Below are 21,602 nucleotides of genomic sequence, written 5' to 3'. Positions count from 1 at the left end.
TCTCGGGATTACTTCGCGGCGGCCGCGGCGATGGCGTCGGTCAGGCCCTTGGCGCCGGCGCGGATGCGATCGAGCGCTTCGCCGATCTCGGCGTCGGTGACGGTCAGCGGCGGCAGCAGACGAATGACGTTGTCGCCGGCCGGCACCGCCAGCAGATGCTGGTCGCGCAGCGCCATGTTGACCTTGGTGTTGGGCATGGCGCATTTCAGGCCAAGCATCAGGCCGCTGCCCCTGATGCCTTCGATGACATCGGGAAATTCGTCGGCGACCGCCGCCAGGCCCTGCTTCATCAGCAATGCCTTGCGCTGGACGTCTTCGAGGAAGCCGTCTTCCAGCACGACGTCGAGCACAGCGTTGCCGACCGCCATGGCCAGCGGATTGCCGCCGAAAGTGGTGCCATGCACGCCTGCCGTCATGCCGACGACAGCGTCGTCGGTGGCGAGGCACGCGCCCATCGGGAAGCCGCCGCCAATGCCCTTGGCAATCGCCATGATGTCGGGCGTCACGCCGGTCCATTCATGCGCGAACAGCTTTCCGGTGCGACCGATACCGCACTGGACCTCATCGAAGATCAGCAGCAGGCCGTGCTGGTCGCAGAGCTGCCGCAGCCGTTTCAAGGATTGCGTCGGCACCGGGCGGATGCCGCCCTCGCCTTGCACCGGTTCGATCAGGATCGCGGCGGTCTCTGGTGTGATCGCCTTCTCGGCGGCGTCGATGTCGTCGAAGCCGACCTGGTCGAAGCCTTCGACCTTGGGCCCAAAACCTTCGAGATATTTGTACTGGCCGCCGGCGGCGATGGTCGCCAGCGTGCGGCCGTGGAAGGCGCCTTCGAAGGTGACGACCCGGAAGCGCTCGGGATGGCCCTTGACGAACTGGTAGCGCCGCGCCGTCTTGATCGCGCATTCGAGCGCCTCGGCGCCGGAATTGGTGAAGAACACCTTGTCGGCGAAGGTGGCGTCAGCCAGCCGCTCGCCGAGCCGGGTCTGCCCCGGGATCTCGTAGAGATTGGAGACGTGCCAGAGCTTGGCCGCCTGTTCGGTCAGCGCCGAGACCAGATGCGGATGGCTGTGGCCCAACGAATTGACCGCGATGCCGCCAGCGAAATCGAGATATCGCTCGCCCTTGTCGGTAACCAGCCAGGTGCCTTCGCCATGATCGAAGGCCAAAGGGGCGCGGGCAAAGGTCTCGTAAAGCGCCGAACCGCTCATTATATGCGTCTCCGGTACCGGAAAAATCAAAAAAGCCGCCAAAGCGGCGGCCTTTGCGGCTTATCGTGTTTTTCGGCCATGAAGTCAACGAAAACGTCGTGCAGAGGCGCGTGGCCAGCTCCCGACGAGACGCCGGCTCATAAGCGACCGGGCAAGTTGGGGAAAACCTAAAAAACCGATTCGTGTTGCACCTGGGACTCTTGTCACCGAGTCAACACATGAGGTAATTGTAGTCGGGAAATAACTAGATTTCGTGCGGCGGACCTAATCACCTAATATATGTGGTGTCTGCCCCGGCAAAGATTGCCGGGTCGGGAACGGATTCCGGCTGCCGCACACTTAGCAGGAGCGCGGTCTCATGAACTGGACTGACGAGCGGGTCGAACTTCTCAGGAAACTGTGGTCGGAGGGCTTGAGCGCAAGCCAGATCGCCGCACAACTCGGCGGGGTCAGCCGCAACGCGGTCATCGGCAAGGTGCACCGGCTGAAGCTGTCGGGCCGCGGACGCTCGACCGCGACGCCGGCGCGTCAGAAGAAGACAACGCAGGGATCTTCGATCCAGAAATCGGTGCCGCGCGCCGCAACCACGCAGCGCCATGTCACGACGTCGATCGGGGCGAACGCGCTGCAGGCGCAGTTCGACGCCGAGCCAGTGGCGCGCCACTACATCCGCCCGGTCGAAAACGTCGTCGTGCCGATCTCGCGGCATCTGCAGCTCACCGATCTCACCGAGCGCACCTGCAAATGGCCGAATGGCGACCCGCTGTCGGAAGACTTCAACTTCTGCGGCAACGAGGCGGCCGAAACCGGACCTTACTGCAAGTACCACGCAAGGGTGGCGTTCCAGCCGGCTTCAGAGCGGCGCAGAAGCCGGTAGTTAGGAATAGGGATTGGGGACTGGGCAGTAGGGAATGGGGTAGCGCTCGTGAGGCGCTACCTTATTCTGCCTACTGCCTACTGCCTACTGCCTACTGCCTACTGCCTACTGCCTACTGCCTACTGCCTACTGCCTACTGCCTACTGCCTACTGCCTACTGCCTACTGCCTACTGCCTACTGCCTACTGCCTACTGCCTACTGCCTACCATCACAGCCACCCACTCTTCCGAAATCGCCAATACAAAAACGAGCAGATCAGCGCGATCGAGACCAATACGACGGGATAGCCGTATTGCATCTTCAGCTCCGGCATGTCGTCGAAATTCATGCCGTAAATGCCGGCGAGCGCCGTCGGCACCGCCAGGATCGCGGCCCATGAGGCCAGCTTCTTGGTGTTCGCGGTTTCCTGGCTCTGGCCGACCAGCAGGCTGGCTTCGAAAGCGAAGGCCAGAACCTCGCGCAGGCTGTCGATCTTTTCCTGCACGGTGCGGATATGATCGGTGACATCGCGAAACAGCGGATGCATGGCGGTATGGATCTGCGGCAGGTCGGCGCTGGTCAGCCGGCGGCAGACCTCGACCAGCGGCAGCGCCGCATTGCGCAGGCGCAACAGATCGCGGCGCAGCATATAGAGCCGCTCGATGTCGGGACCGGTCATCGGCTTCAGCAGCACCCTGTCCTCGATCGCCTCGACCTCGTCCTCGATCTGCTCGAGCACCGGCATGTAGTTGTCGACGATGAAGTCGAGAATGGCGTAGAGGACGAAATCCTCGCCCTTGGCCAGTGAGTGCGGACAGCTTTCCCAGTGCTGGCGCACGGCGGCGTATGAGGTCGAGGGACCATGCCTGACGCTGACGATATAGCCTGAGCCGACGAACAGATGCGTCTCGCCGAAGGTGACGCGTCCGTCGATCAGCTGTGCAGTGCGGGCAACGATGAACAGCGCATCGCCATATTGCTCGATCTTCGGCCGCTGGTGCGGATGTTCGGCGTCTTCGATCGCCAGTTCATGCAAATGGAATTGCGCCTTGACGCGCAGCAGAAGCTCGCGGTCGGGTTCGAGCAGCCCGATCCAGACGACATGGCCCGACTTCTTGGCCCATTCGCCGGCTTCCTCGATCGGTATGTCGGCGATGCGCTTGCCGGCGGTGTAGACGCTCGACGCGATGATGCCGGACGATGCCGGCGCCGGCTTGAACTCTCGGACATATTCCATCGCAGCCTCCTGAGCGCCTGGCCTTGCCAGGAACCGAGACGCTAACATCCGCGCAGTTTAGCGCAATATGATTAAGCGTTCGAGGGGAGCGCGATCACTTCACCGGCAGCGCCGGAAGGGCAATCTTGTCGGTCTTGTCGCCCTTGGGACGCTCGGCCGGCAACTGCTCGCCGGTGACGATGTAGTAGATCGTCTCGGCAATGTTGGTGGCGTGGTCGCCGATGCGCTCGATGTTCTTGGCGCAGAACAGCAGATGCGTGCACGGCGTGATGTTGCGCGGATCTTCCATCATGTAGGTCAGCAATTCGCGAAACAGCGAGGTGTACATGGCGTCGATCTGGTCGTCGCGGTCGCGAACGAAGCCTATTTTCTCGACCGAGCGCGAGGCATAGACGTCGAGCACTTCCTTGAGCTGGGTCAAAGCGAGTTCGGCCAGCGCCTCGAGGCCGCGAAACAGGCTGGTCGGCTGGCGTCCGTCAATGACGCTGACCACACGCTTGGCGACGTTCTTGGCGAGGTCACCGACCCGTTCGAGGTCGGCCGAAATGCGGATGGCGCCGACGATCTCGCGCAGATCCGTCGCCATGGGCTGGCGCTTGGCGATGATGACGATGGCTTTGTCGTCGATTTCGCGCTGGCCATCGTCAAGCACGATGTCGTCACGAATGACCTTCTGGGCGAGGCCGGGATCGGCATTGACCAGCGCCTGGATCGCCTGCTCGACCATGCGCTCGGCATGGCCGCCCATCGCAGCGATGCGCTTCGCCAGGTATTTCAGCTCTTCGTCATAGGCGCTGACAATGTGTACGGACTGCATGGGCGAAATGCCTTCCTTAAATCTTTGGCCTGTTGAGTCGTTTTCCTCGACCCTGTGCTGATACGCTAGCCGGATGACAGAAAGAAGAAACAGGCAGTTAGCAGATAGTACCGCCTCAGCCTGCCGGCAAATGGACCGTGAACGCCGCGCCCTTGCCAACTTCCGACTTGATCGAAAGCCGGGCGTTGTGGCGCGTCAGAATATGCTTGACGATGGACAGGCCAAGACCGGTGCCTTTCTGCGTGCGGCTGCTCTCCACGTCGACGCGATAGAAGCGCTCGGTAATGCGCGGTATGTGCTCTTCCGGGATGCCCGGGCCATAGTCCCTGATGGTGACATCGATGCCCGGTTCCGGGCCGGCCTCGCCCCGCGCGATCGACACCGTGACGCGTCCGCCAGGCTGGCCGTATTTGCAGGCGTTTTCCAAGAGATTCTCGAATACCTGGAACAGCTCGTCGCGGTCTCCGGGCACGTCGAGCGGCCCCTCGGCGTAGTCGCGTTCGATGACGACGCCGTTCTCGCTGGCGAGCGGGCCCAGTGAATCGATGACGCTGTCGATGGTCTGGCGCAGATCGACCTCGGTTCCCGGCCTCAGGTAAGGCTTCATTTCAAGCCTCGACAGCGACAGGAGATCGTCGATGAGGCGCGCCATGCGGCCGGTCTGGTTCTGCATGATCTGCAGGAACTGCTCGCGCGCCGCCGGATCGTTGCGGGCCGGGCCGCGCAACGTCTCGATGAAGCCCGAGATCGAAGCAAGCGGGGTGCGCAACTCGTGGCTGGCATTGGCTATGAAGTCAGCGCGCATGCGGTCGATGCGGCGCGTCTCACTCTGGTCCTTGAATACCAGCACATAGAGATCGGTGGCGTGGCCGACCGAGGACGCGCTGACCCGGTAGGCGCGTTCCACCGGCAGCTTCTCGGTGTAGTCGACGGCATCGGAGGCGACGGCTCCCGACAGTACGCCGTCCAGCAATGCCTGCATTTCCGGGGCGCGGAATTTCAGCGACAGCGACAGGCCGGGCGCGATGCCGCCAAAGGCGGCATAGGCGGCGGCATTGGCGTGGACGATGGTGGCGGTGCGGTCGAAGATGATCAGCGGATCGGCAACGGCAGCCGCAAGATATTCGCCGGAAAGCCGCTGTAGCCCGCTCGCCTCGACCGTGGCAATGGTCTCAGCAGACCGGCTGGCGCCACCGGTTGGCAGAAGCGCGGCGGCCAGCAGCACCGTCAACGCAGCCAGGATGACATAGGCGGAGATACCGGCAAACCCATAAACGGCCATGATGGCGATCGCACCGGCGGCAAGCAGCCATCGGCTGTTCCACAGCCGGCCGGCGACGGCCTGCCCCGTGGTTGTCCGCTCTGCGCCGGTGTCAGCCATTCGTGCTTTCCGTGCTTCTGCGCCGGTCCCGCCGAAACTTCCGCTGGACCGGGTTTGAGGCCCCCCATAGCATGAGTCCGCAAGCTGGAAAGGTTCGTCTCGATGAAAAAAGCCAAGGAAAGTCCCGCCGCAGAGCCGGCAGAGGGGCCGCTGAAGATCAAGGTGGACGGCAAGGAGCGGGAGTTCGACATCGAAAACCCCGAGCTTCCCAGCTGGATCGAGGACCACAAACTGACCGCAGGCGACTACCCCTACGACAAGAAAATGAAGACCGAGGAGTATGACGAGACGCTGGAGCGGCTGCAGATCGAACTGGTCAAGGCGCAGGCCTGGCTGCAGGCGACCGGCAGCAGACTGATGTCGCTGTTCGAGGGGCGCGATGCCGCCGGCAAGGGCGGCACCATCTCGGTGCTGCGCCAGTATCTCAATCCTCGAACCGCGCGCAATGTGGCGCTGACCAAGCCGACCCCAACCGAAGTCGGGCAATGGTACTACCAGCGCTACGTCGCCCATTTCCCGACATCGGGCGAATTCGTCACCTTCGACCGGTCCTGGTACAACCGCGGCGGCGTCGAGCCGGTGATGGGCTTCTGCACACCGGAACAGCATGCAAAATTCCTCGACGAGACGCCGCATTTCGAGCGGATGATCTCCAACGACGGCATCTATTTCTTCAAATTCTGGCTCAACATCGGCCGCGAAACCCAGCTCGAACGGTTTCACGACCGCCGCTGGTCTCCGCTGAAGAACTGGAAGTTCTCGCCGATCGATATTGCCGGCATCACCAAATGGGACGACTACACCAAGGCGCGCGACCAGATGGTCGAGCGCACGCACAAGCAGTTCGCGCCCTGGATCATCGTGCGGGCCAATGACAAGCGACGCTCGCGGCTGGCCGTCATGCGGCGCATCCTGTTGTCACTGCCCTATGATGGGCGCGATCTCGACGCCATCGGCAAGGAAGACAAAAAGATCGTCGGCGAAGGGCCGTCGTTTCTCGAGAAGTAGAGACTGGCCTCGATAGGCAGAGGCTGAAATTACAGAGCCCACCCCCACACGGAGGTGGGCTCTGTGGCCATTGTCTAAAGCGCATCGCATTTGAACGGATTCACGCGACGCGCTTTAGGTCTTTGTTTCATGCATGTCGTTCTCTCAAAACCGGGGCCACTTTGAGCGACATGCATTAAAGCGCGTCGGGTGAAGACAGTCTCACGACGCCTGCCGCATGCCGAGCATGTGGGGGGTGCCCCTGGCCAACACCGGGGCGTGATGGTTGCGGCGCGAACGCACGACATCCAGCGTATGCTCGTTGAAGGTCAGCAGTGTGGCGACGACCTGCTGGTTGCCATAGGTGCGCTGGTACCCGAGCGGCGTCGCCAGGAAGTGCAACTGCAGCGTCCGCAGCACCCACACCGGCTCGACCTCGATAATGACCTGATCGACATTGCGAGCAAGGCCCCATTCGACGAAGCCGGCGATCAGTTCGGTGCCGACCGTAGACACGCCGCGCTTGCCATCGCGAAAGCCTGGCGCCACCGCGTAACGGGTTAGCTCCCAGACATTCGGTCCCGAAGGGCGCTTTCCCTCGCAGAGTTCCGGCATCACATCGCTAAGGAGATGCGGCCGTGTGGTCGGCAGCATCCGATGATAGCCTGCAAGCTCGCCATTGCGTATGACAAGGTGGTGTTCGGCCTCATCATGGTCGAATTGATCGATTTCGAGGCCGTCCGGGCGATCGAGATCGGTCCACCGCATCTCATCGACGAAGACCTTGTAACGCAGGCGATGGACGGCCTCCCATAGGTCGGGACGTTCCATCAGTTGTTGAGTGGTAAGGGAAAATAGCATTAGCCGTCTCCTGGGCTTAAGAGGAAGATACGGCCGGGCTTTCCCGAAAAAATTGCGCGAAGGTGTTGGCAAGGATTTCCAGGCTGCCACAGCCGACATGGCTAATATAGCTGCGTCTAAACGCCTCCGCGATGGCGTGCACCCTGTTGGCGACGCCGAGTCTGCTTTTGGCGTTAAGAAAGCATTAGCCGTCTCAAGAGGACGACAGGGGCCGATCTTTTCTGAAGATATGACGCCAACAATGCGGCCATAAATTTCGGGCCGCCAGAACCGGCCTAGCTGATATAGCCGTGCCTGACTGCTTCGGCGACTGCCTGCACACGGTTGGCGGCGCCTAGTTTGCTCTTGGCGTTGAGAAGGTGTTTCTCAGAGGTATGCTCCGAGATGCCGAGGATCTGCGAAATCTCCCACTCGGATTTTCCGACCGCCGCCCATTGCAGGCATTCGCGCTCGCGCGGCGTCAATTCAATGTGATCGATAGATTTGCCGGCCGTCGTTTGAAGCTGCATGGCGCGGCCGATGGCATAGGTGGAGGCCAGCGAGACCATTGCGAATTCGGCTTCGGACAGTTCGACCGCCTCACCGCCCAGCGAGACCAGCGCGATCTGGCCTTCGAGCGTGATCAGCGGGAAGGCGAGGCCGTCACGCAGCTTGAACTGGCGGGCGTCGCGCATTACCTCGGCGCTGCTCTTGTCGGCGGGCATGCTTTGAACGGCATCGCGCCATTGGAATGGCGCCCGAAACTGCTTCAAATGGCTGACGACCGGATCGTGGTCGACGTAGTTGCGCGATAAGTAACGCTCCAGCCATTCGCTAGGCCAATCGCAGAGCAGCACATGGTCCTTCGTCTGGCTGCTTGGTGTACCGGGCTGCGGCACCGTTGCGGCTATCAGGGCCGTCAATCCGAAATTCGAGGTGACACTAAGTAGCTGCTCGCACACCGCAGCCGACGTGTCGGCACGCTGCACCCGGTCAATATATTCAAGTGTCCGGTCAAAATAACCCATCGCAACATCTACCCCATGTTGCCTACCGCTCTTGAGACCGATGCTACGTGCCTGCCCCGCACTTAGCCATCAACCCCGGATTGCAAAGCCACATCCTTAGCTTTTCTAACGCCAGCGACCGCCAACCCCGGGCCGACTCTGTGCGGCTATTTGCAACCTCGCCAAAGCATAACCCGAAATTTGCCCTTTGAAATCAAAAACAATTGTGCCTGCGCCGTTTTCGTATCACAAGCCAACGGCCAAGACGGGCGGAGTTTTTTGTGACATCACGCTGGATAACCATCGCCTTGCTGTCGATGCTGATCGGAGTGCAGCCGTTTGCCGGCGCTGTGCGGGCAGCGGAACCGCAGGTGCCGGTGCTTTGGGATGCCAAGGAGCGGCTGCCGAAGCCGGACCTTGCGGCGCTGCCGAGGCTCAGGTTCCTCACCACAACCGATTTCCCGCCCTTCAATTTTCTCGACGGCACGGGCCGACTGTCCGGCTTCCACATCGACCTGGCGCGGGCGATTTGCGCCGAACTCGACATCGCCGACAAATGCCAGATCCAGGCGCTGCCCTGGGCCGAACTCGACGACGCGTTGCAGAAGGGCGAAGGCGAGGCGATCATCGCCGGCATCGCCGCAACGCCGGAGACGCGGGCGAAGTACAGCTTTTCGCGCTCCTATCTACAGTTTCCGGCGCGCTTCATCATGCCGAAGACCAAGGCCTTCGCCGAGCCGATCCTCGACAAATTGCGCTCGAAGCGGGTCGGCGTGCTGGCCGGCTCGGCGCATGAAAAGATGCTGCGCGATTATTTCGGCACCGTGCAGATCATCCGCTTTCAACGGCCGGAAGACCTCTACAGCGACTTGAAGAGCGCCAAGATCGATGCCGCCTTCGGCGACGGCATGCGCTTTTCCTTCTGGCTGGGCGGCACGGACGCCGCCGGTTGCTGCCGCTTCGCCGGTGGACCCTACCTGGCGCCGGAATATCTGGGGTCCGGCATGACCATTGCCACCCGGGCCAGCGACCCAGCGCTGGCCGCAGCCATGGACTACGCGCTGCAGGAGATATCGGTGAAAGGCACCTTCGCCGAATTCTACCTGCGCTATTTCCCGGTCAGTTTCTTCTGATCCGGTTCCCGGTCAGCTTTTTCTGATCCGGTCCCGGTCAGCTTCCTTTAGGGGCTGGATCAGGTCAGCGTGCGCAGGCGGGCCTTCGCCCCGCGCGCGATGGCTGCGGCGGTCAGCGTGTCGAGATCGAGCTCACGCCGGATCAACTGCAGCACCCGCAATTCCTCCATGCGCATTTCTAGATCGACGGCGGCAACCTCGAAGGCCGCGGCATAGGCGGTGTCGTGCAGCCGTTCGGGCAAAGTCTCGGCGACACGCTCGAGCACGCCTTCCAACCCATCCTTTTCATGCAGCATCTTCTGGCAGTCCTGCGCAATGGCGATCAGCCTGTCCTGCTTGAAATCCTCGAACACCGGCCAGCTGCGGACGACGTCGCCGATGCGCGCCAGTTCGATATCGGTCATGTCGCGATCGGAAGCCGAGGTGATGACCATCAGGTAGATCAGGGCTTCATGGGTGGACGGCAACGGCATTCAAAACTCCTTGATAGTGAGGGTCGAAGGTAGGGACGCCACGGCGCCGTCGCAACGAAAACGCCTGATATCGTTGACGCTCCGCCCTGTCGCGCCTAGAGACCCGGTTGAAAAATCTTACCAGCCGCGAAAGCCGGCCATGACTGGAACTTTGACATGACGGGATCAAACATCGCCGATCTCAACCCCGAAATGCTTGCGGCAGCCGCCGAAAGCAAGGCCTGGCCGTTCGAGGAAGCCAAAAAGATCATCGAGCGCTACAAGGGCGGCGACTTCCCGGAGATCGTCCTGTTCGAGACCGGCTACGGCCCGTCGGGCCTGCCGCATATCGGCACGTTCGGCGAGGTCGCGCGCACCTCGATGGTGCGCCATGCCTTTCACGTGCTGACCGGGAACAAGGTCAAGACCAAGCTGCTCTGCTTCTCCGACGATATGGACGGCATGCGCAAAATCCCCGACAATGTGCCGGATCGCGCAGCGCTCGAGCCCTATCTGCATATGCCCCTGTCGGCGGTGCCCAATCCGTTCGGCGGCGACTATCCGAGCTTTGGCGACCACAACAACGCGATGCTGTGCCGCTTCCTCGACACGTTCGGCTTCGACTACGAATTCGCCAGCGCCACGCAGTACTACAAGGCCGGCCGCTTCGATGCGATGCTGGTGCGCGCCGCCGAGCGCTATGAGCAGATCATGGCGGTGATGCTGCCGACGCTGGGGCCGGAGCGGCAGGCAACCTACAGCCCGTTCCTGCCGATCTCGCCGAAGAGCGGGCGCGTGCTCTACGTGCCGATGAAGCATGTCGACGCCAAGGCCGGCAACATCACCTTCGACGATGAGGGCACCGAGACCACGCTTTCGGTGACCGGCGGGAAGGTCAAGCTGCAGTGGAAGCCGGATTTCGGCATGCGCTGGGCAGCGCTCGGCGTCGATTTCGAAATGTTCGGCAAGGACCACCAGACGAACGCGGTGATCTACGACCGCATCTGCAACATTCTCGGCGGGCGCGCGCCCGAGCATTTCGTCTACGAACTGTTCCTGGACGAGAACGGCCAGAAGATCTCGAAGTCGAAGGGCAACGGGCTGACCATCGACGAATGGCTGCGCTACGCGCCGACCGAAAGCCTCGGCCTCTATATGTATCAGCGGCCAAGGCAGGCGAAAAAGCTCTATTTCGACGTCATCCCACGCGCCGTCGACGAGTACTACACCTTCCTCAACGCCTATCCGCGCCAGGACTGGAAGGAGCGGCTGGGCAATCCGGTCTGGCACATGCATGACGGCAAGCCGCCTTCCATCGACATGCCGGTGCCGTTCTCGCTGCTGCTCAACCTGGTCAGCGCCTCCAACGCGCAAAACAAGGATGTGCTGTGGGGCTTCATCTCGCGCCATGCATCTGGCGTGACGCCAGCGACGCATCCCGAACTCGACCAGCTGGTCGGTTTCGCCATCCGCTACTTCGACGATTTCGTGAAGCCGACGAAGACCTTCCGGCCGGCCGACGATGTCGAACGCGTGGCGCTGGAAGCGCTTGGCAACGCGCTTGCTGGCCTGCCGGCCGGCGCCGACGGCGAAGCGATCCAGAACGCTTCGCTCAACGTGGCGCGCAAGATCGAACGCTATCAGGACCATTCGAAGAAGAGCCCGGACGGCGGCCCTGGTGTCTCGGGCGCTTTCTTCCAGATGATCTACCAGGTGCTGATCGGCCAGGAACGCGGACCGCGCTTCGGTTCGTTCGCAGCCCTCTACGGCATCGCCGAAACCCGCGCGCTCATTGAGCGGGCGCTGGCTGGTCAGCTGGCGGCGTAATTTCCGTCCCGGCCGGCGGCGTGTCTATCGCCGGGGCATCGAGGATCGGTTGCGACGCCGTCGGTGCCACAACAGGCGTTGGCGCCGGTGGCAGGCCGCCAAGATCGGGCGCGGCGCCGAAGACGCCCTTCTTGGCGGCGCGCGCCTTGTCGCCCGCTTCGACATAGGGGCCGGCTGCCGTGGCGCGCGCCCAGCCGTTTTCGACCAGCCACTGGCCGACATCCAGCTTGCCGATGCGGCATTCGGCGGCGATCAGCGCACGGTCGGCCTCCGGCGGCACCTTGCAGGCAACGGCCCGGCCGCGCAGGAAAGACCGGAACGCGGTGCGCGCCCTGATACCGCAAGCCCAGGACTTGCCGCCCTCGGTGCAGGTCTCGTCTTGCCTGACGATGTCGATGCCGGAGACCGTCACGGAATAACCATTGGCTTCGATCAGGCCGGCGGCGGCCGCGACCGGCTGGAACAGTTTTGTTCCTCCCCAGTCGTCGACCGCTCTGCGCCCACGCGGCTTGGGCGGCCCGGCCAGCGCCAGGTCGCTCAGCGGCGCGCGTGGCTCAACCCGTTCAAGTTCTTCTACCGGCAGCGGCGGCGGAGCGATGGCCTCGGGATCGATCGCCCTCGAATGCACCTGAGGCGAGTGCATCGGAGGCTTGACGGGCCGGACCTCGGGGATCGCCGACGTCGCCGGCTCCTCGGGCACGGCCTCGGTGTCCGGGTCGATCTGGTCGACGGTGATGGCGGTGCTTTCGCGATGCAGCGCGCGACCGCCGGCGACGACAATGGCGACCATCACCGGGATCGCCAGGAGGGCTATGAGGATTTGAAGCAGACGCACCGCGAGACCTACTGGCTTGCCCAGACGATCCGCGCCACCCATTCGACATCGCGCATCGCGATGTCGCGGTCCGGGTGGTCGGGGTTGAGCGAGATCAGCACGATCGATTTCGTCGTCTGGCGGTCCAGCACCTTGGCCATAACCTCGCCGGCATTGGTCTTGACGACGACGCGGTCGCCCTTGCGGGTAACGGCGCCCGGCTCGACGATCAGCACATCGCCATTGCGGTACAGCGGCAGCATGGAATCGCCCTGCACCTTCAACGCATAGGAGGTTTCGGTTGCCCGCGCCGGAAGCTCGACAAGGTCCCAGCCCTGGCCGGAGGGATAGCCGGCATCATCGAAGAAGCCGCCGGCGCCGGCCTGGGCAAAGCCGAGCAGCGGCACCGCCGAACGCTGCGGGGCTAACGAGCCCGAAGCTGTCCCGGCGCGGCCTTCGACCAGCCCGGTGAATTCGTCGAGCGAAGCGCCGGTCGCCTCGATGATCTTGGCCAGCGATTCGGTCGACGGCCAGCGCGGCCGCCCATCCGAGGACAGCCGCTTCGACTTGTTGAAAGCGGTGGAGTCCAGACCGGCTCGCCGGGCCAGGCCGGAGGCCGACAACGAATAGCGCTCGGCGAGAGCGTCGATGGCTGCCCAAACTCGGTCATGCGAGAGCAATTCGCTCTCCTCAAAACAGGAAAAAATACCTTTTCCTTCTAACGCGCGGTCATCCGATTGTCCACCGGCGCGCGGCCCGATCTCTCAAAAAGCTGTGTGCGGCGAAGTCGTCATGGATGCCTCAAACTGCCTTGGCAAGGCTGCGCATCCCTGGTGGGAGGTCATGAAAACCCGCTCGGCCTCGGTCGGCGGCCGCGGTTGAACGGAGCGGGCAAGCGTCCTATTGGACGAGCCAAGGACGCTGTAGCATTGTGATTTGGCGCATGATCCTTTCCGAGAATCGATTCCGATTTTCGGGGTCATGCGCGAGGTCGGCGAGCATCATGTAGCGGGCGTTGTTGAGATGGAGGTTGAAGTCGATGTCGGCAGGCAGCGAAAAGCCAGGCGGCTTTCGCTGCCGACCGCGTAAGGCCACGGCGCCTTGCCGTGGCCATCATGCGCGCAAGGCGCCCTCAGACGTACATGGGGCGCTAGCTCAAGCGGCCTTCTTCACCTCGCCTTTCGCATAGGGATCGAAGCGCTGGTAGAAGGTCTCGCCCTTCTCGGCCAGGTCGAGCAGCAGCTTTGGCGCCTTGAACTCGGCGCCGTATTTCTTCTGCAGGCCTTTGGCTATTCTGACGAACTCCCTGGCGCCGATGCCGTCGATATAGGACAGCGCGCCGCCGGTGAATGGCGCGAAACCGAAGGCGAGGATCGAGCCGACATCGGCCTCGCGCGGATCGGTGACGATGCCTTCCTCCATCACCCGGGCCGCTTCCAGCGCAATGGTTACCAGCAGGCGCTGCTGCAGCTCCTCATAATCTACCTTCTCGGCCTTCAGCTGCGGGTAGAGGTCCTTCAGCCCCGGCCACAGCTTCTTCTTGGCAGGCTTGGCCGGATAGTCGTAAAAACCCTTGCCGTTCTTGCGGCCGAAGCGGCCATGGGTGTCGACCAGCGTGTTGATCAGCGCCATCTGCCTGGGGTCGACAGACTTGTCTCCGAGATCCCTGACGGTCTGCTTCATGATCTTCTGGGCAAGGTCGATCGCCGTCTCGTCGGTCAGCGCCAGCGGGCCGACCGGCATGCCGGCGGCCTTGGCGGCGTTCTCGATCATCGGCGCCGGAATGCCTTCGATCAGCATCTTGTAGGCTTCCGACATGTAGCGCAGCACGCAGCGGTTGACGTAGAAGCCGCGCGTGTCGTTGACGACGATCGGCGTCTTCTTGATGGCGCGCACGAAATCGATCGCGGTGGCCAGCGCCCTGTCGCCGGTCTTCTTGCCCAAAATGATCTCGACCAGCATCATCTTGTCGACCGGCGAGAAGAAGTGGATACCGACGAAATTCTTCGGCCGCGCCGAATTCTTGGCCAGTGCGGTGATCGGGATGGTCGAGGTGTTGGAGGCGAAGATCGCCGACGATTTCAGCACGGCTTCGGCCTGCTCGGTGGCAGCCTTCTTGACGGCCGAATCCTCGAACACCGCCTCGACCACCAGATCGCAGCCGGCGAGATCGGCATAGTCGGTCGACGGCGTGATCAGCGACAGAAGTCTGTCCTTCTCCTCGGGCTTGACGCGGCCCTTCTTGACCTGATCGGAGATCAGGCTGTCGGAATGCGTCTTGCCCTTTTCGGCCGACGCCATGTCGCGGTCGAGCAGGACGACCGGGATGCCAGCCTTGGCGGTGACAAAGGCGATGCCGGCGCCCATGAAGCCGGCGCCGAGAATACCGATCTTCTTGAACTTGGTCTCCGGCACGCCGGCCGGGCGGCGGGCGCCCTTGTTGAGCTCCTGCAGCGAGACGAACAGCGAGCGGATCATCGCTGCTGCTTCCTTCGACTGCATGATTTCGGTGAAATAGCGCTGTTCGATCCGCAGACCGGTGTCGAACGGCACCAGCAGGCCTTCATAGACGCATTTCAGGATCGCCGCGGCGGCCGGATAATTGCCGTAGGTCTCGCGGCGCAGGATGGCGATGGCCGGCGGCCACAGATTGAAGCCGGCCGGCGTATAGATTTGGCCGCCAGGCAGCTTGAAGCCCTTCTCGTCCCAGGGCTGGACGGCTTTCAGGCCGTTCCTGATCATCGCCTTGGCGGTCTCGATCAGCTTGCCGGGTTCGGCGACCTCGTGGATCAGCCCCATCGCCTTGGCTTTCTGCGGCGACAGCGTCTGGCCGGTGGTCAGCATCTGCAACGCCTGCTGCTGGTCGGTCAGGCGCGGCACGCGTTGGGTGCCACCGGCGCCGGGGAAGATGCCGACCTTGACTTCCGGCAAGGCCATCTTGACCTTTTCGGAGTCAGCGGCAACGCGGCCATGACAGGCCAGCGACAGCTCGAACGCGCCACCCATGCAGGTGCCGTTGATCGCCGAGACCCAAGGCTTGCCCGACGTTTCGAGCTTGCGCCACAAGCCACCCATGCGGCCGGCATTGTCGAACAAAAGCTGTGCCGCCTTCTCCGGGTCCTTGGTCTTCTCCTTGGCAAATACGGCCAGCATCTTCTGCAGCATGGTCAGGTCGGCGCCGCCGGAGAAGCTGTCCTTTCCCGAGGTGATCACCGCGCCCTTGATGGCGGCGTCGGCCACCACCTGGTCGATGATCTTCTCGAGCTCGTTCATCACCTCTTCGGTGAAGACGTTCATCGAGCGGTCCGGCATGTTCCAGGTGACCAGCGCGATGCCGTCTGCGTCGGTGTCGACCGTGAAGTTTGTATAAGTCATGTCTCTCTCCTTCCGGCCGAAAATCAGACGCGTTCGATAATCGTTGCGGTGCCCATGCCGGCGCCGATGCAGAGCGTCACCAGAGCGGTGTTCAAATCGCGGCGCTCGAGCTCGTCCAGCACCGTGCCCAGGATCATCGCGCCGGTGGCACCGAGCGGATGGCCCATGGCGATGGCGCCGCCATTGACGTTGATCTTGTCGTGCGGGATTTCGAATGCCTGCATGTAGCGCAGCACCACCGAGGCGAAGGCCTCGTTAAGCTCGAACAGGTCGATATCCGACAGCTTCATCTTGGCGCGCTTCAGAAGCTTCTCGGTGACGTCGACCGGACCGGTAAGCATCAGCACCGGCTCGGAGCCGATGTTGGCAAAGGCGCGGATACGCGCGCGTGGCTTCAAGCCCATCGTTTTGCCGGCCTTCTTGGAGCCGAGCAGCACTGCGGCGGCACCGTCGACGATGCCCGACGAATTGCCGGCATGGTGGACGTGATTGACCTCTTCCACCTCAGGGTGCTTCTGCACGGCGACCGCGTCGAAGCCGCCCATTTCACCAGGCATGACGAAGGACGGGTTGAGCGAGGCCAGCGACTGCATGTCGGTCGACGGCCGCATATGCTCGTCATGATCGAGGATGGTGAGGCCGTTCTGGTCCTTGATCGGTATGACGGAGTTCTTGAAACGGCCATCGGCCCAGGCCTTGCCGGCGCGCTTCTGGCTCTCGACCGCATAGGCATCGACGTCGTCGCGCGAAAAACCATACTTGGTGGCGATCAAATCGGCCGATATGCCTTGCGGCACGAACCAGCCGGGCAGGCCGACGGACGGGTCCATGAACCAGGCGCCGCCCGAGGCGCCCATGCCGACGCGCGACATCGATTCCACGCCGCCTGCAATGACGATCTCGTCGGCGCCTTGAGCGATCTTGGCGGCGCCGAAATTGATGGCGTCGAGACCCGAAGCGCAGAAGCGCGAGATCTGCATGCCCGGCGCCTTGTTATCGTAGCCGGCCTCGAAGGCGGCGGCGCGCGGGATGACCGAGCCGGCCTCGCCCACTGGGTCCACGCAGCCGAAGATGATGTCGTCGACGTTTGCGGTGTCGAGGCCGTTGCGGTCGCGCAGCGCCTCAAGCGTCCTGGCGGCGAGCCGCACCGCCGGCACTTCGTGCAGCGAGCCATCCTTCTTGCCCTTGCCGCGCGGTGTGCGCACGGCGTCATAGACATAAGCTTCGGCCATTTGCTTGCTCCTTGCTTTGCCGACGTCGCTCTCAGAGAGAGCGGCCGATCAGCAATTTCATGATCTCGTTGGTGCCGCCGTAGATGCGCTGGACGCGGGCGTCGCGGAACATGCGGGCGATCGGATATTCATTCATGTAGCCATAGCCGCCATGCAATTGAAGGCATTCGTCGACGACTTTTCCCTGCAGGTCCGAGAGCCAGTATTTCGCCATCGACGCCGTCACCGGATCGAGGCCGCCATTGATGTGGCGGGTGACGCAATCATTGTAGAAGACCCGGCCGATGGTGGCCTCGGTCTTCAGTTCGGCGAGCTTGAACTGGGTGTTCTGGAACTCGATGATCGCTTTGCCGAAGGCCTTGCGGTCCTTGACGTAGTCGATGGTCAGAGCAAGCGCGCGCTCGATCATGGCGATCGCGCCGGTGCCGATCTGCAGGCGCTCCTGCGGCAATTGCTGCATCAGCTGGATGAAGCCCTGTCCCTCTTCGTGGCCAAGCAGGTTCGAGGTCGGCACGCGCAGATCATTGAAGAACAGCTCCGACGTGTCGTTGGCCTTCAGGCCGATCTTGTCGAGGTTGCGGCCGCGTTCGAAGCCTTCGGCCTCGTCGGCCTCGACGACGATCAGCGAGGTGCCCTTGGCGCCTTTGGCCGGATCGGTCTTGGTGACGACGATGATGAAATTGGCCAGTTGGCCATTGGTGATGAAGGTTTTCGAACCGTTGATCTTGTACTGGTTGCCGTCCTTCTCGGCGCGCGTCTTGACGCCTTGTAGGTCGGAGCCGGCGCCCGGCTCGGTCATGGCGATGGCGCCGATCAGTTCGCCGGTTGCCAGCTTCGGCAGCCATTTCTTCTTCTGCTCCTCGGAGCCGTAATGAAGGATGTAAGGGGCAACGATCGCATTGTGCAGGCCGATGCCGAAACCGTCGACGCCGACATGGCCGATCGCCTCGATGATGGCGCTCTCATGCGCGAAGGTGCCGCCGGAGCCGCCATATTCCTCCGGCATCGAGGCGCAGAGCAGGCCGGCGGAACCTGCCTTGCGCCAGCTCTCGCGGTCGACCATCTCGTTCTTCTCGAACTCGTCGTAGCGCGGCGCGATCTCTTCCGACATGAAGCGATGCGCCATGTCGTAGAGCATGCCGACTTCGTCCGCCGCCCAGGCTGGCTTCGGCAAAGAGAGCACTTCTGATGGATTTGTCATGCCGTTTCTCCCGCGCCAACGTCCCCCTCCCCCTTGAGGGGAGGGTGGCCGCGAAGCGGTCGGGTGGGGTCGCCGATGACGTGCTCGACCTTATCTTCGGAATTGACGCGGGTTTGGGGCATTGCGATCATCTCCTACCAAAGCGCCAACCAGCCGGCGCACTGCACGCAGGACCCCTCCCGGCCCTTCGGGCCACCCTCCCCTCAAGGGAGGGGGACGCCAGCCATTTCTAGAACGCTTCCGCAGGCAGCGCCATTAGCGTGTCCGCACCACTGGAAATGCGGGCCAGATGTGCCGACGTCTCGGGCATGATCCGCTCCATGAAGAAGCGCGCCGTCACCACCTTGTTGTCGTAGAAAGCCCCATTTTCGTGGACAGACTGCGAGCCGTTGGCGCCGGTCTTGCCGAGCGCGGCCTTGGCCATCTGCGCCCACATGTAGCCCAGCGCCACAAGGCCAAAGAGATGCATGTAATCGGTCGACGCGGCGCCGGCATTGTCGGGCTTGGCCATGCCGTTCTGCACCAGCCACATGGTCGCCGCCTGCAGATCGTTGAGGCCTTTCTTCAGCGCCTTGGTGAACGGCGCCAGCTTGTCGTCGGCACGGTTCTCCTCGCAGAACTCGCCGACGTCCTTGAAGAAGGCCTGCACGGCGCGGCCGCCATTCAGACCAAGCTTGCGGCCGACGAGGTCGAGCGCCTGGATGCCGTTGGCGCCTTCATAGATCATGGCAATGCGGGCATCGCGCACGAACTGGCTCATGCCGTGTTCTTCGATGTAGCCGTGGCCGCCGAACACCTGCTGCGCCATGACGGCATGGTCGAAGCCCTTGTCGGTGAGCACGCCCTTGATCACCGGCGTCAGCAGGCCCGTATAGTCGTCGGCCGCCTGGCGATCCTTGTCGTCGGCGGAGCGGTGGGCGATGTCGGACTTGATCGCCGTCCACAGCGCCAGCGCGCGGCCGGCCTCGTTGAAGGCCTTCATGGTCATCAGCGAGCGGCGGATGTCGGGATGCACGATGATCGGATCGGCTTGTCTGTCCGGCGCCTTGGCGCCAGACAGCGAGCGGCCCTGCAGCCGGTCCTTGGCGTAGGAGACCGCGTTTTGGTAGGCGATCTCGGACAGCGACAGGCCCTGCAGGCCGACGCCGAGCCGGGCTTCGTTCATCATCGTGAACATCGCCTTCAGGCCGCCATTGGCCTCGCCGAGCAGCGTGCCTTCGGCCTCGTCATAATTCATGACGCAAGTCGAATTGCCGTGGATGCCCATCTTCTCCTCGATCGACCCGCAGGAGAGCGTGTTCTTCTCGCCCGGATTGCCCGAGGCATCGAGCTTCAGCTTTGGCACGATGAACAGCGAGATGCCCTTCACGCCTGCCGGCGCGCCTTCGATGCGGGCCAACACGAGATGGACGATGTTTTCCGACATGTCGTGCTCGCCGGCCGAGATGAAGATCTTCTGGCCGGATACCTTGTAGGTGCCGTTGCCGTTCGGCACCGCCTTGGTGCGCAGCAGGCCGAGATCGGTGCCGCAATGCGGCTCGGTCAGGTTCATGGTACCGGTCCAGGACCCCTCGACCAGCTTCGGCAGCCATGTCGCCTTCTGCTCGTCGGTGCCGTGTGTGATGATAGCAGCGATAGCGCCTTGAGTCAGGCCGGGATACATCATCAGCGCCATGTTGGCCGAAACCATGTATTCGGCAACCGCGGTGTGCACGGCATAGGGCAGCCCCTGGCCGCCGAACTCGATGGGCGCCGCCAGTCCCATCCAGCCGCCTTCGCGATACTGGTCGTAGGCTTCCTTGAAGCCCTTCGGCGTCGTCACCGAGCCGTCCTCATGGCGCACGCAGCCTTCCATGTCACCGACGCGGTTCAGAGGATGCATAACGTTTTCGGCGAGCTTGGCGCCTTCGGCGAGGATCGCCTCGACAACGTCGGGCGTCGCGTCGGCAAATCCGGGAAGGTTGGAATATCGCTGATAACCCAGCACCTCGTTGAGCACGAACAGCGTGTCCTGGACCGGCGCCCTGTAGATCGGCATGTGTTCCTCCACCATGCGGGTCTTGGCCGCGAGATCGGGCCCCGAACATGAGGTTGGGGCGGCACGCCGGCCAATGTCGAAAGCGAGATAGCAAAAATTGACGTTTGCGTAAACGTCAATTTTGTCGCCGGGACAAAATTTACCTGTGCCAGCCTATCGGCACGCGCGGTGCATAGCTTTGCGCAAAGCGAGGGGGGTCAAACAAAAAGAGCCGCGCGGGCGGCCGCGCGGCTCTTCCGTTCAAAGCTTTCGCCGGGAGCTGCGGAGCAAAATCAGCTGGCGGCGCTGGCCGGGGCCGAACGCTCGGACAGCATCTGGCGCACGGCCGACATCGAGCCGCTCAGCTCGTTGATGGCGTCGTCGATCAGCGCGCGCTGCTTCTGCAGGCGGGCTAGCTGCTTCTCCGACTTGTCGAGAGCCAGCCGCAATTGCTTGGTGTTGGATCCCGTGGGATCGTAGAGATCCATCATCTGCTTGACGTCGCGCAGCGAGAACCCGACCTTGCGGCCGAGGAGGATCAGCTTCAGCCGCGCCTTGTCGCGGCGCGTGTAGAGGCGCGTTGCCCCATCGCGTTTCGGATTGAGCAGGCCCTTGTCTTCATAGAAACGCAGCGTGCGCAGCGTCACGCCGTATTTCTTGGCCATCTCGCCGATGCGCACGAGCTCCTCACTGGCTTCGGCAGACATATTGTTGGTGTTGGCCGCGGCTTCGCCGGGCGAAACAAGTTTCATAGTCACTGGCTTTCCCCTGTCGTGGCATCGCGGTCTCGGACCTTGCAACGCCTGAGTGGAAGCGGGGGCATGCTTCCAGTCGTGGTTTCAACTAATTCATCGCAAAAGGCACGAACGGCGCCCCTCTTACGTTTACGTCAATTCTATAACGATAGCCGTCGCATGACGCAAGGGCGTTCTGGGATTGCGAAACCTTATGCCGCACCCCCGGCGCCGGGTCCGAACGGGCACCGCCTGTATTTCAGCAATGCCGTAACTTCTTAAGCTTGGTTAACACCTTGTTTACCACGATGGGTGAAATGTGCGGATGTCGGTCACCCGTGTTTATCCTGTAGCGAATTTTTCACGGTTTTTCGGAGAGCGGGCCTGGCCCGGGAAGCTCGTCTTCCGCCGCAGCAGTGCCGCGCGGCCGCCTTCGTTCCCGACAAGGACTTGGGAAACTGGCAGCAAGCCAGCCATTCTGAA

Annotated in this window: 18 protein-coding genes and 1 pseudogene; 4 read left to right on the top strand and 15 right to left on the bottom strand. The window is 62.6% G+C overall.

Annotation, left to right across the window (positions count from 1 at the left end; translation table 11 throughout):
• Positions 1–8: 8 nt before the first annotated feature.
• Positions 9–1,208, bottom strand: coding sequence for an aspartate aminotransferase family protein (locus ACYG9Z_RS18360; protein WP_023669628.1), 1,200 nt, complete (start codon positions 1,206–1,208; stop codon positions 9–11).
• A 358-nt stretch (positions 1,209–1,566) separates the two neighbouring features.
• Here ACYG9Z_RS18360 and ACYG9Z_RS18355 point away from each other — a divergent pair, with 358 nt between their 5' ends.
• Complete coding sequence (locus tag ACYG9Z_RS18355) at positions 1,567–2,085, top strand: GcrA family cell cycle regulator (protein WP_023669627.1); 519 nt, start codon at positions 1,567–1,569, stop codon at positions 2,083–2,085.
• A gap of 209 nt (positions 2,086–2,294) precedes the next feature.
• Here ACYG9Z_RS18355 and ACYG9Z_RS18350 read toward each other — a convergent pair whose 3' ends face one another.
• The 3 genes from ACYG9Z_RS18350 to ACYG9Z_RS18340 all read right to left on the bottom strand — a co-directional run bounded on the left by ACYG9Z_RS18350 (position 2,295) and on the right by ACYG9Z_RS18340 (position 5,500).
• The gene (locus ACYG9Z_RS18350) at positions 2,295–3,302 is read right to left on the bottom strand and encodes a magnesium and cobalt transport protein CorA (protein ID WP_023669626.1); all 1,008 of its coding nucleotides are present in this window, start codon (positions 3,300–3,302) and stop codon (positions 2,295–2,297) included.
• Between the two features lie 94 nt (positions 3,303–3,396).
• Complete coding sequence (gene phoU, locus ACYG9Z_RS18345; protein ID WP_023681951.1) at positions 3,397–4,119, bottom strand: phosphate signaling complex protein PhoU; 723 nt, start codon at positions 4,117–4,119, stop codon at positions 3,397–3,399.
• A gap of 115 nt (positions 4,120–4,234) precedes the next feature.
• Positions 4,235–5,500, bottom strand: coding sequence for an ATP-binding protein (locus ACYG9Z_RS18340; RefSeq protein WP_023703441.1), 1,266 nt, complete (start codon positions 5,498–5,500; stop codon positions 4,235–4,237).
• Between the two features lie 102 nt (positions 5,501–5,602).
• On the opposite strand from ACYG9Z_RS18340, the gene ppk2 reads away from it, so the two are divergent.
• Complete coding sequence (ppk2, locus tag ACYG9Z_RS18335) at positions 5,603–6,508, top strand: polyphosphate kinase 2 (RefSeq protein WP_023711408.1); 906 nt, start codon at positions 5,603–5,605, stop codon at positions 6,506–6,508.
• A 201-nt stretch (positions 6,509–6,709) separates the two neighbouring features.
• Here ppk2 and ACYG9Z_RS18330 read toward each other — a convergent pair whose 3' ends face one another.
• Both ACYG9Z_RS18330 and ACYG9Z_RS18325 read right to left on the bottom strand, forming a co-directional pair.
• Positions 6,710–7,348 carry an acyl-homoserine-lactone synthase gene (locus ACYG9Z_RS18330; RefSeq protein ID WP_023681954.1) on the bottom strand — a complete coding sequence of 213 codons (639 nt, stop codon included), beginning with the start codon at positions 7,346–7,348 and terminating at the stop codon, positions 6,710–6,712.
• A gap of 275 nt (positions 7,349–7,623) precedes the next feature.
• Positions 7,624–8,355, bottom strand: coding sequence for a helix-turn-helix transcriptional regulator (locus tag ACYG9Z_RS18325; protein ID WP_023669621.1), 732 nt, complete (start codon positions 8,353–8,355; stop codon positions 7,624–7,626).
• Positions 8,356–8,651: 296 nt separating this feature from the next.
• On the opposite strand from ACYG9Z_RS18325, the gene ACYG9Z_RS18320 reads away from it, so the two are divergent.
• Positions 8,652–9,467 (top strand): transporter substrate-binding domain-containing protein, encoded by an 816-nt coding sequence (locus tag ACYG9Z_RS18320; RefSeq protein ID WP_050586840.1) that lies wholly within the window; start codon positions 8,652–8,654, stop codon positions 9,465–9,467.
• Positions 9,468–9,526: 59 nt separating this feature from the next.
• Here ACYG9Z_RS18320 and ACYG9Z_RS18315 read toward each other — a convergent pair whose 3' ends face one another.
• A complete protein-coding gene (locus ACYG9Z_RS18315) occupies positions 9,527–9,940 on the bottom strand; it encodes a tellurite resistance TerB family protein (protein WP_023688697.1) in 414 nt (137 codons plus the stop codon).
• Positions 9,941–10,096: 156 nt separating this feature from the next.
• Between ACYG9Z_RS18315 and ACYG9Z_RS18310 the strand changes: the two genes are divergently transcribed.
• Entirely contained in the window at positions 10,097–11,746 is a 1,650-nt protein-coding gene (locus tag ACYG9Z_RS18310) for a lysine--tRNA ligase (protein WP_023732412.1), read from the top strand.
• Here the strand turns inward: ACYG9Z_RS18310 and ACYG9Z_RS18305 are convergent.
• The 8 genes and pseudogenes from ACYG9Z_RS18305 to ACYG9Z_RS18270 form a co-directional block, all read right to left on the bottom strand.
• Positions 11,709–12,581 (bottom strand): thermonuclease family protein, encoded by an 873-nt coding sequence (locus tag ACYG9Z_RS18305; RefSeq protein ID WP_023681958.1) that lies wholly within the window; start codon positions 12,579–12,581, stop codon positions 11,709–11,711. The genes ACYG9Z_RS18310 and ACYG9Z_RS18305 overlap by 38 nt on opposite strands.
• 8 nt (positions 12,582–12,589) lie before the next feature.
• Positions 12,590–13,240, bottom strand: coding sequence for a S24 family peptidase (locus tag ACYG9Z_RS18300; protein WP_023751951.1), 651 nt, complete (start codon positions 13,238–13,240; stop codon positions 12,590–12,592).
• Between the two features lie 307 nt (positions 13,241–13,547).
• Positions 13,548–13,677: pseudogene (locus ACYG9Z_RS18295) on the bottom strand (thioesterase family protein); the annotation flags it as partial.
• A gap of 38 nt (positions 13,678–13,715) precedes the next feature.
• A complete protein-coding gene (locus ACYG9Z_RS18290) occupies positions 13,716–15,935 on the bottom strand; it encodes a 3-hydroxyacyl-CoA dehydrogenase NAD-binding domain-containing protein (protein WP_023751948.1) in 2,220 nt (739 codons plus the stop codon).
• Between the two features lie 23 nt (positions 15,936–15,958).
• A complete protein-coding gene (locus ACYG9Z_RS18285) occupies positions 15,959–17,167 on the bottom strand; it encodes an acetyl-CoA C-acetyltransferase (protein WP_023669613.1) in 1,209 nt (402 codons plus the stop codon).
• Positions 17,168–17,198: 31 nt separating this feature from the next.
• The gene (locus ACYG9Z_RS18280; RefSeq protein ID WP_023751947.1) at positions 17,199–18,368 is read right to left on the bottom strand and encodes an acyl-CoA dehydrogenase family protein; all 1,170 of its coding nucleotides are present in this window, start codon (positions 18,366–18,368) and stop codon (positions 17,199–17,201) included.
• 229 nt (positions 18,369–18,597) lie between these two features.
• On the bottom strand, positions 18,598–20,406 hold the full coding sequence (locus tag ACYG9Z_RS18275; RefSeq protein WP_023751946.1) for an acyl-CoA dehydrogenase: 1,809 nt from the start codon (positions 20,404–20,406) through the stop codon (positions 18,598–18,600).
• Between the two features lie 272 nt (positions 20,407–20,678).
• On the bottom strand, positions 20,679–21,137 hold the full coding sequence (locus ACYG9Z_RS18270; RefSeq protein ID WP_023669610.1) for a MerR family transcriptional regulator: 459 nt from the start codon (positions 21,135–21,137) through the stop codon (positions 20,679–20,681).
• Positions 21,138–21,602: the final 465 nt, after the last annotated feature.

Source organism: Mesorhizobium sp. RSR380A (assembly GCF_054719385.1).
Note: the sequence above shows the minus strand (reverse complement) of the source record. Positions and strands in the feature narration are given on the sequence as shown.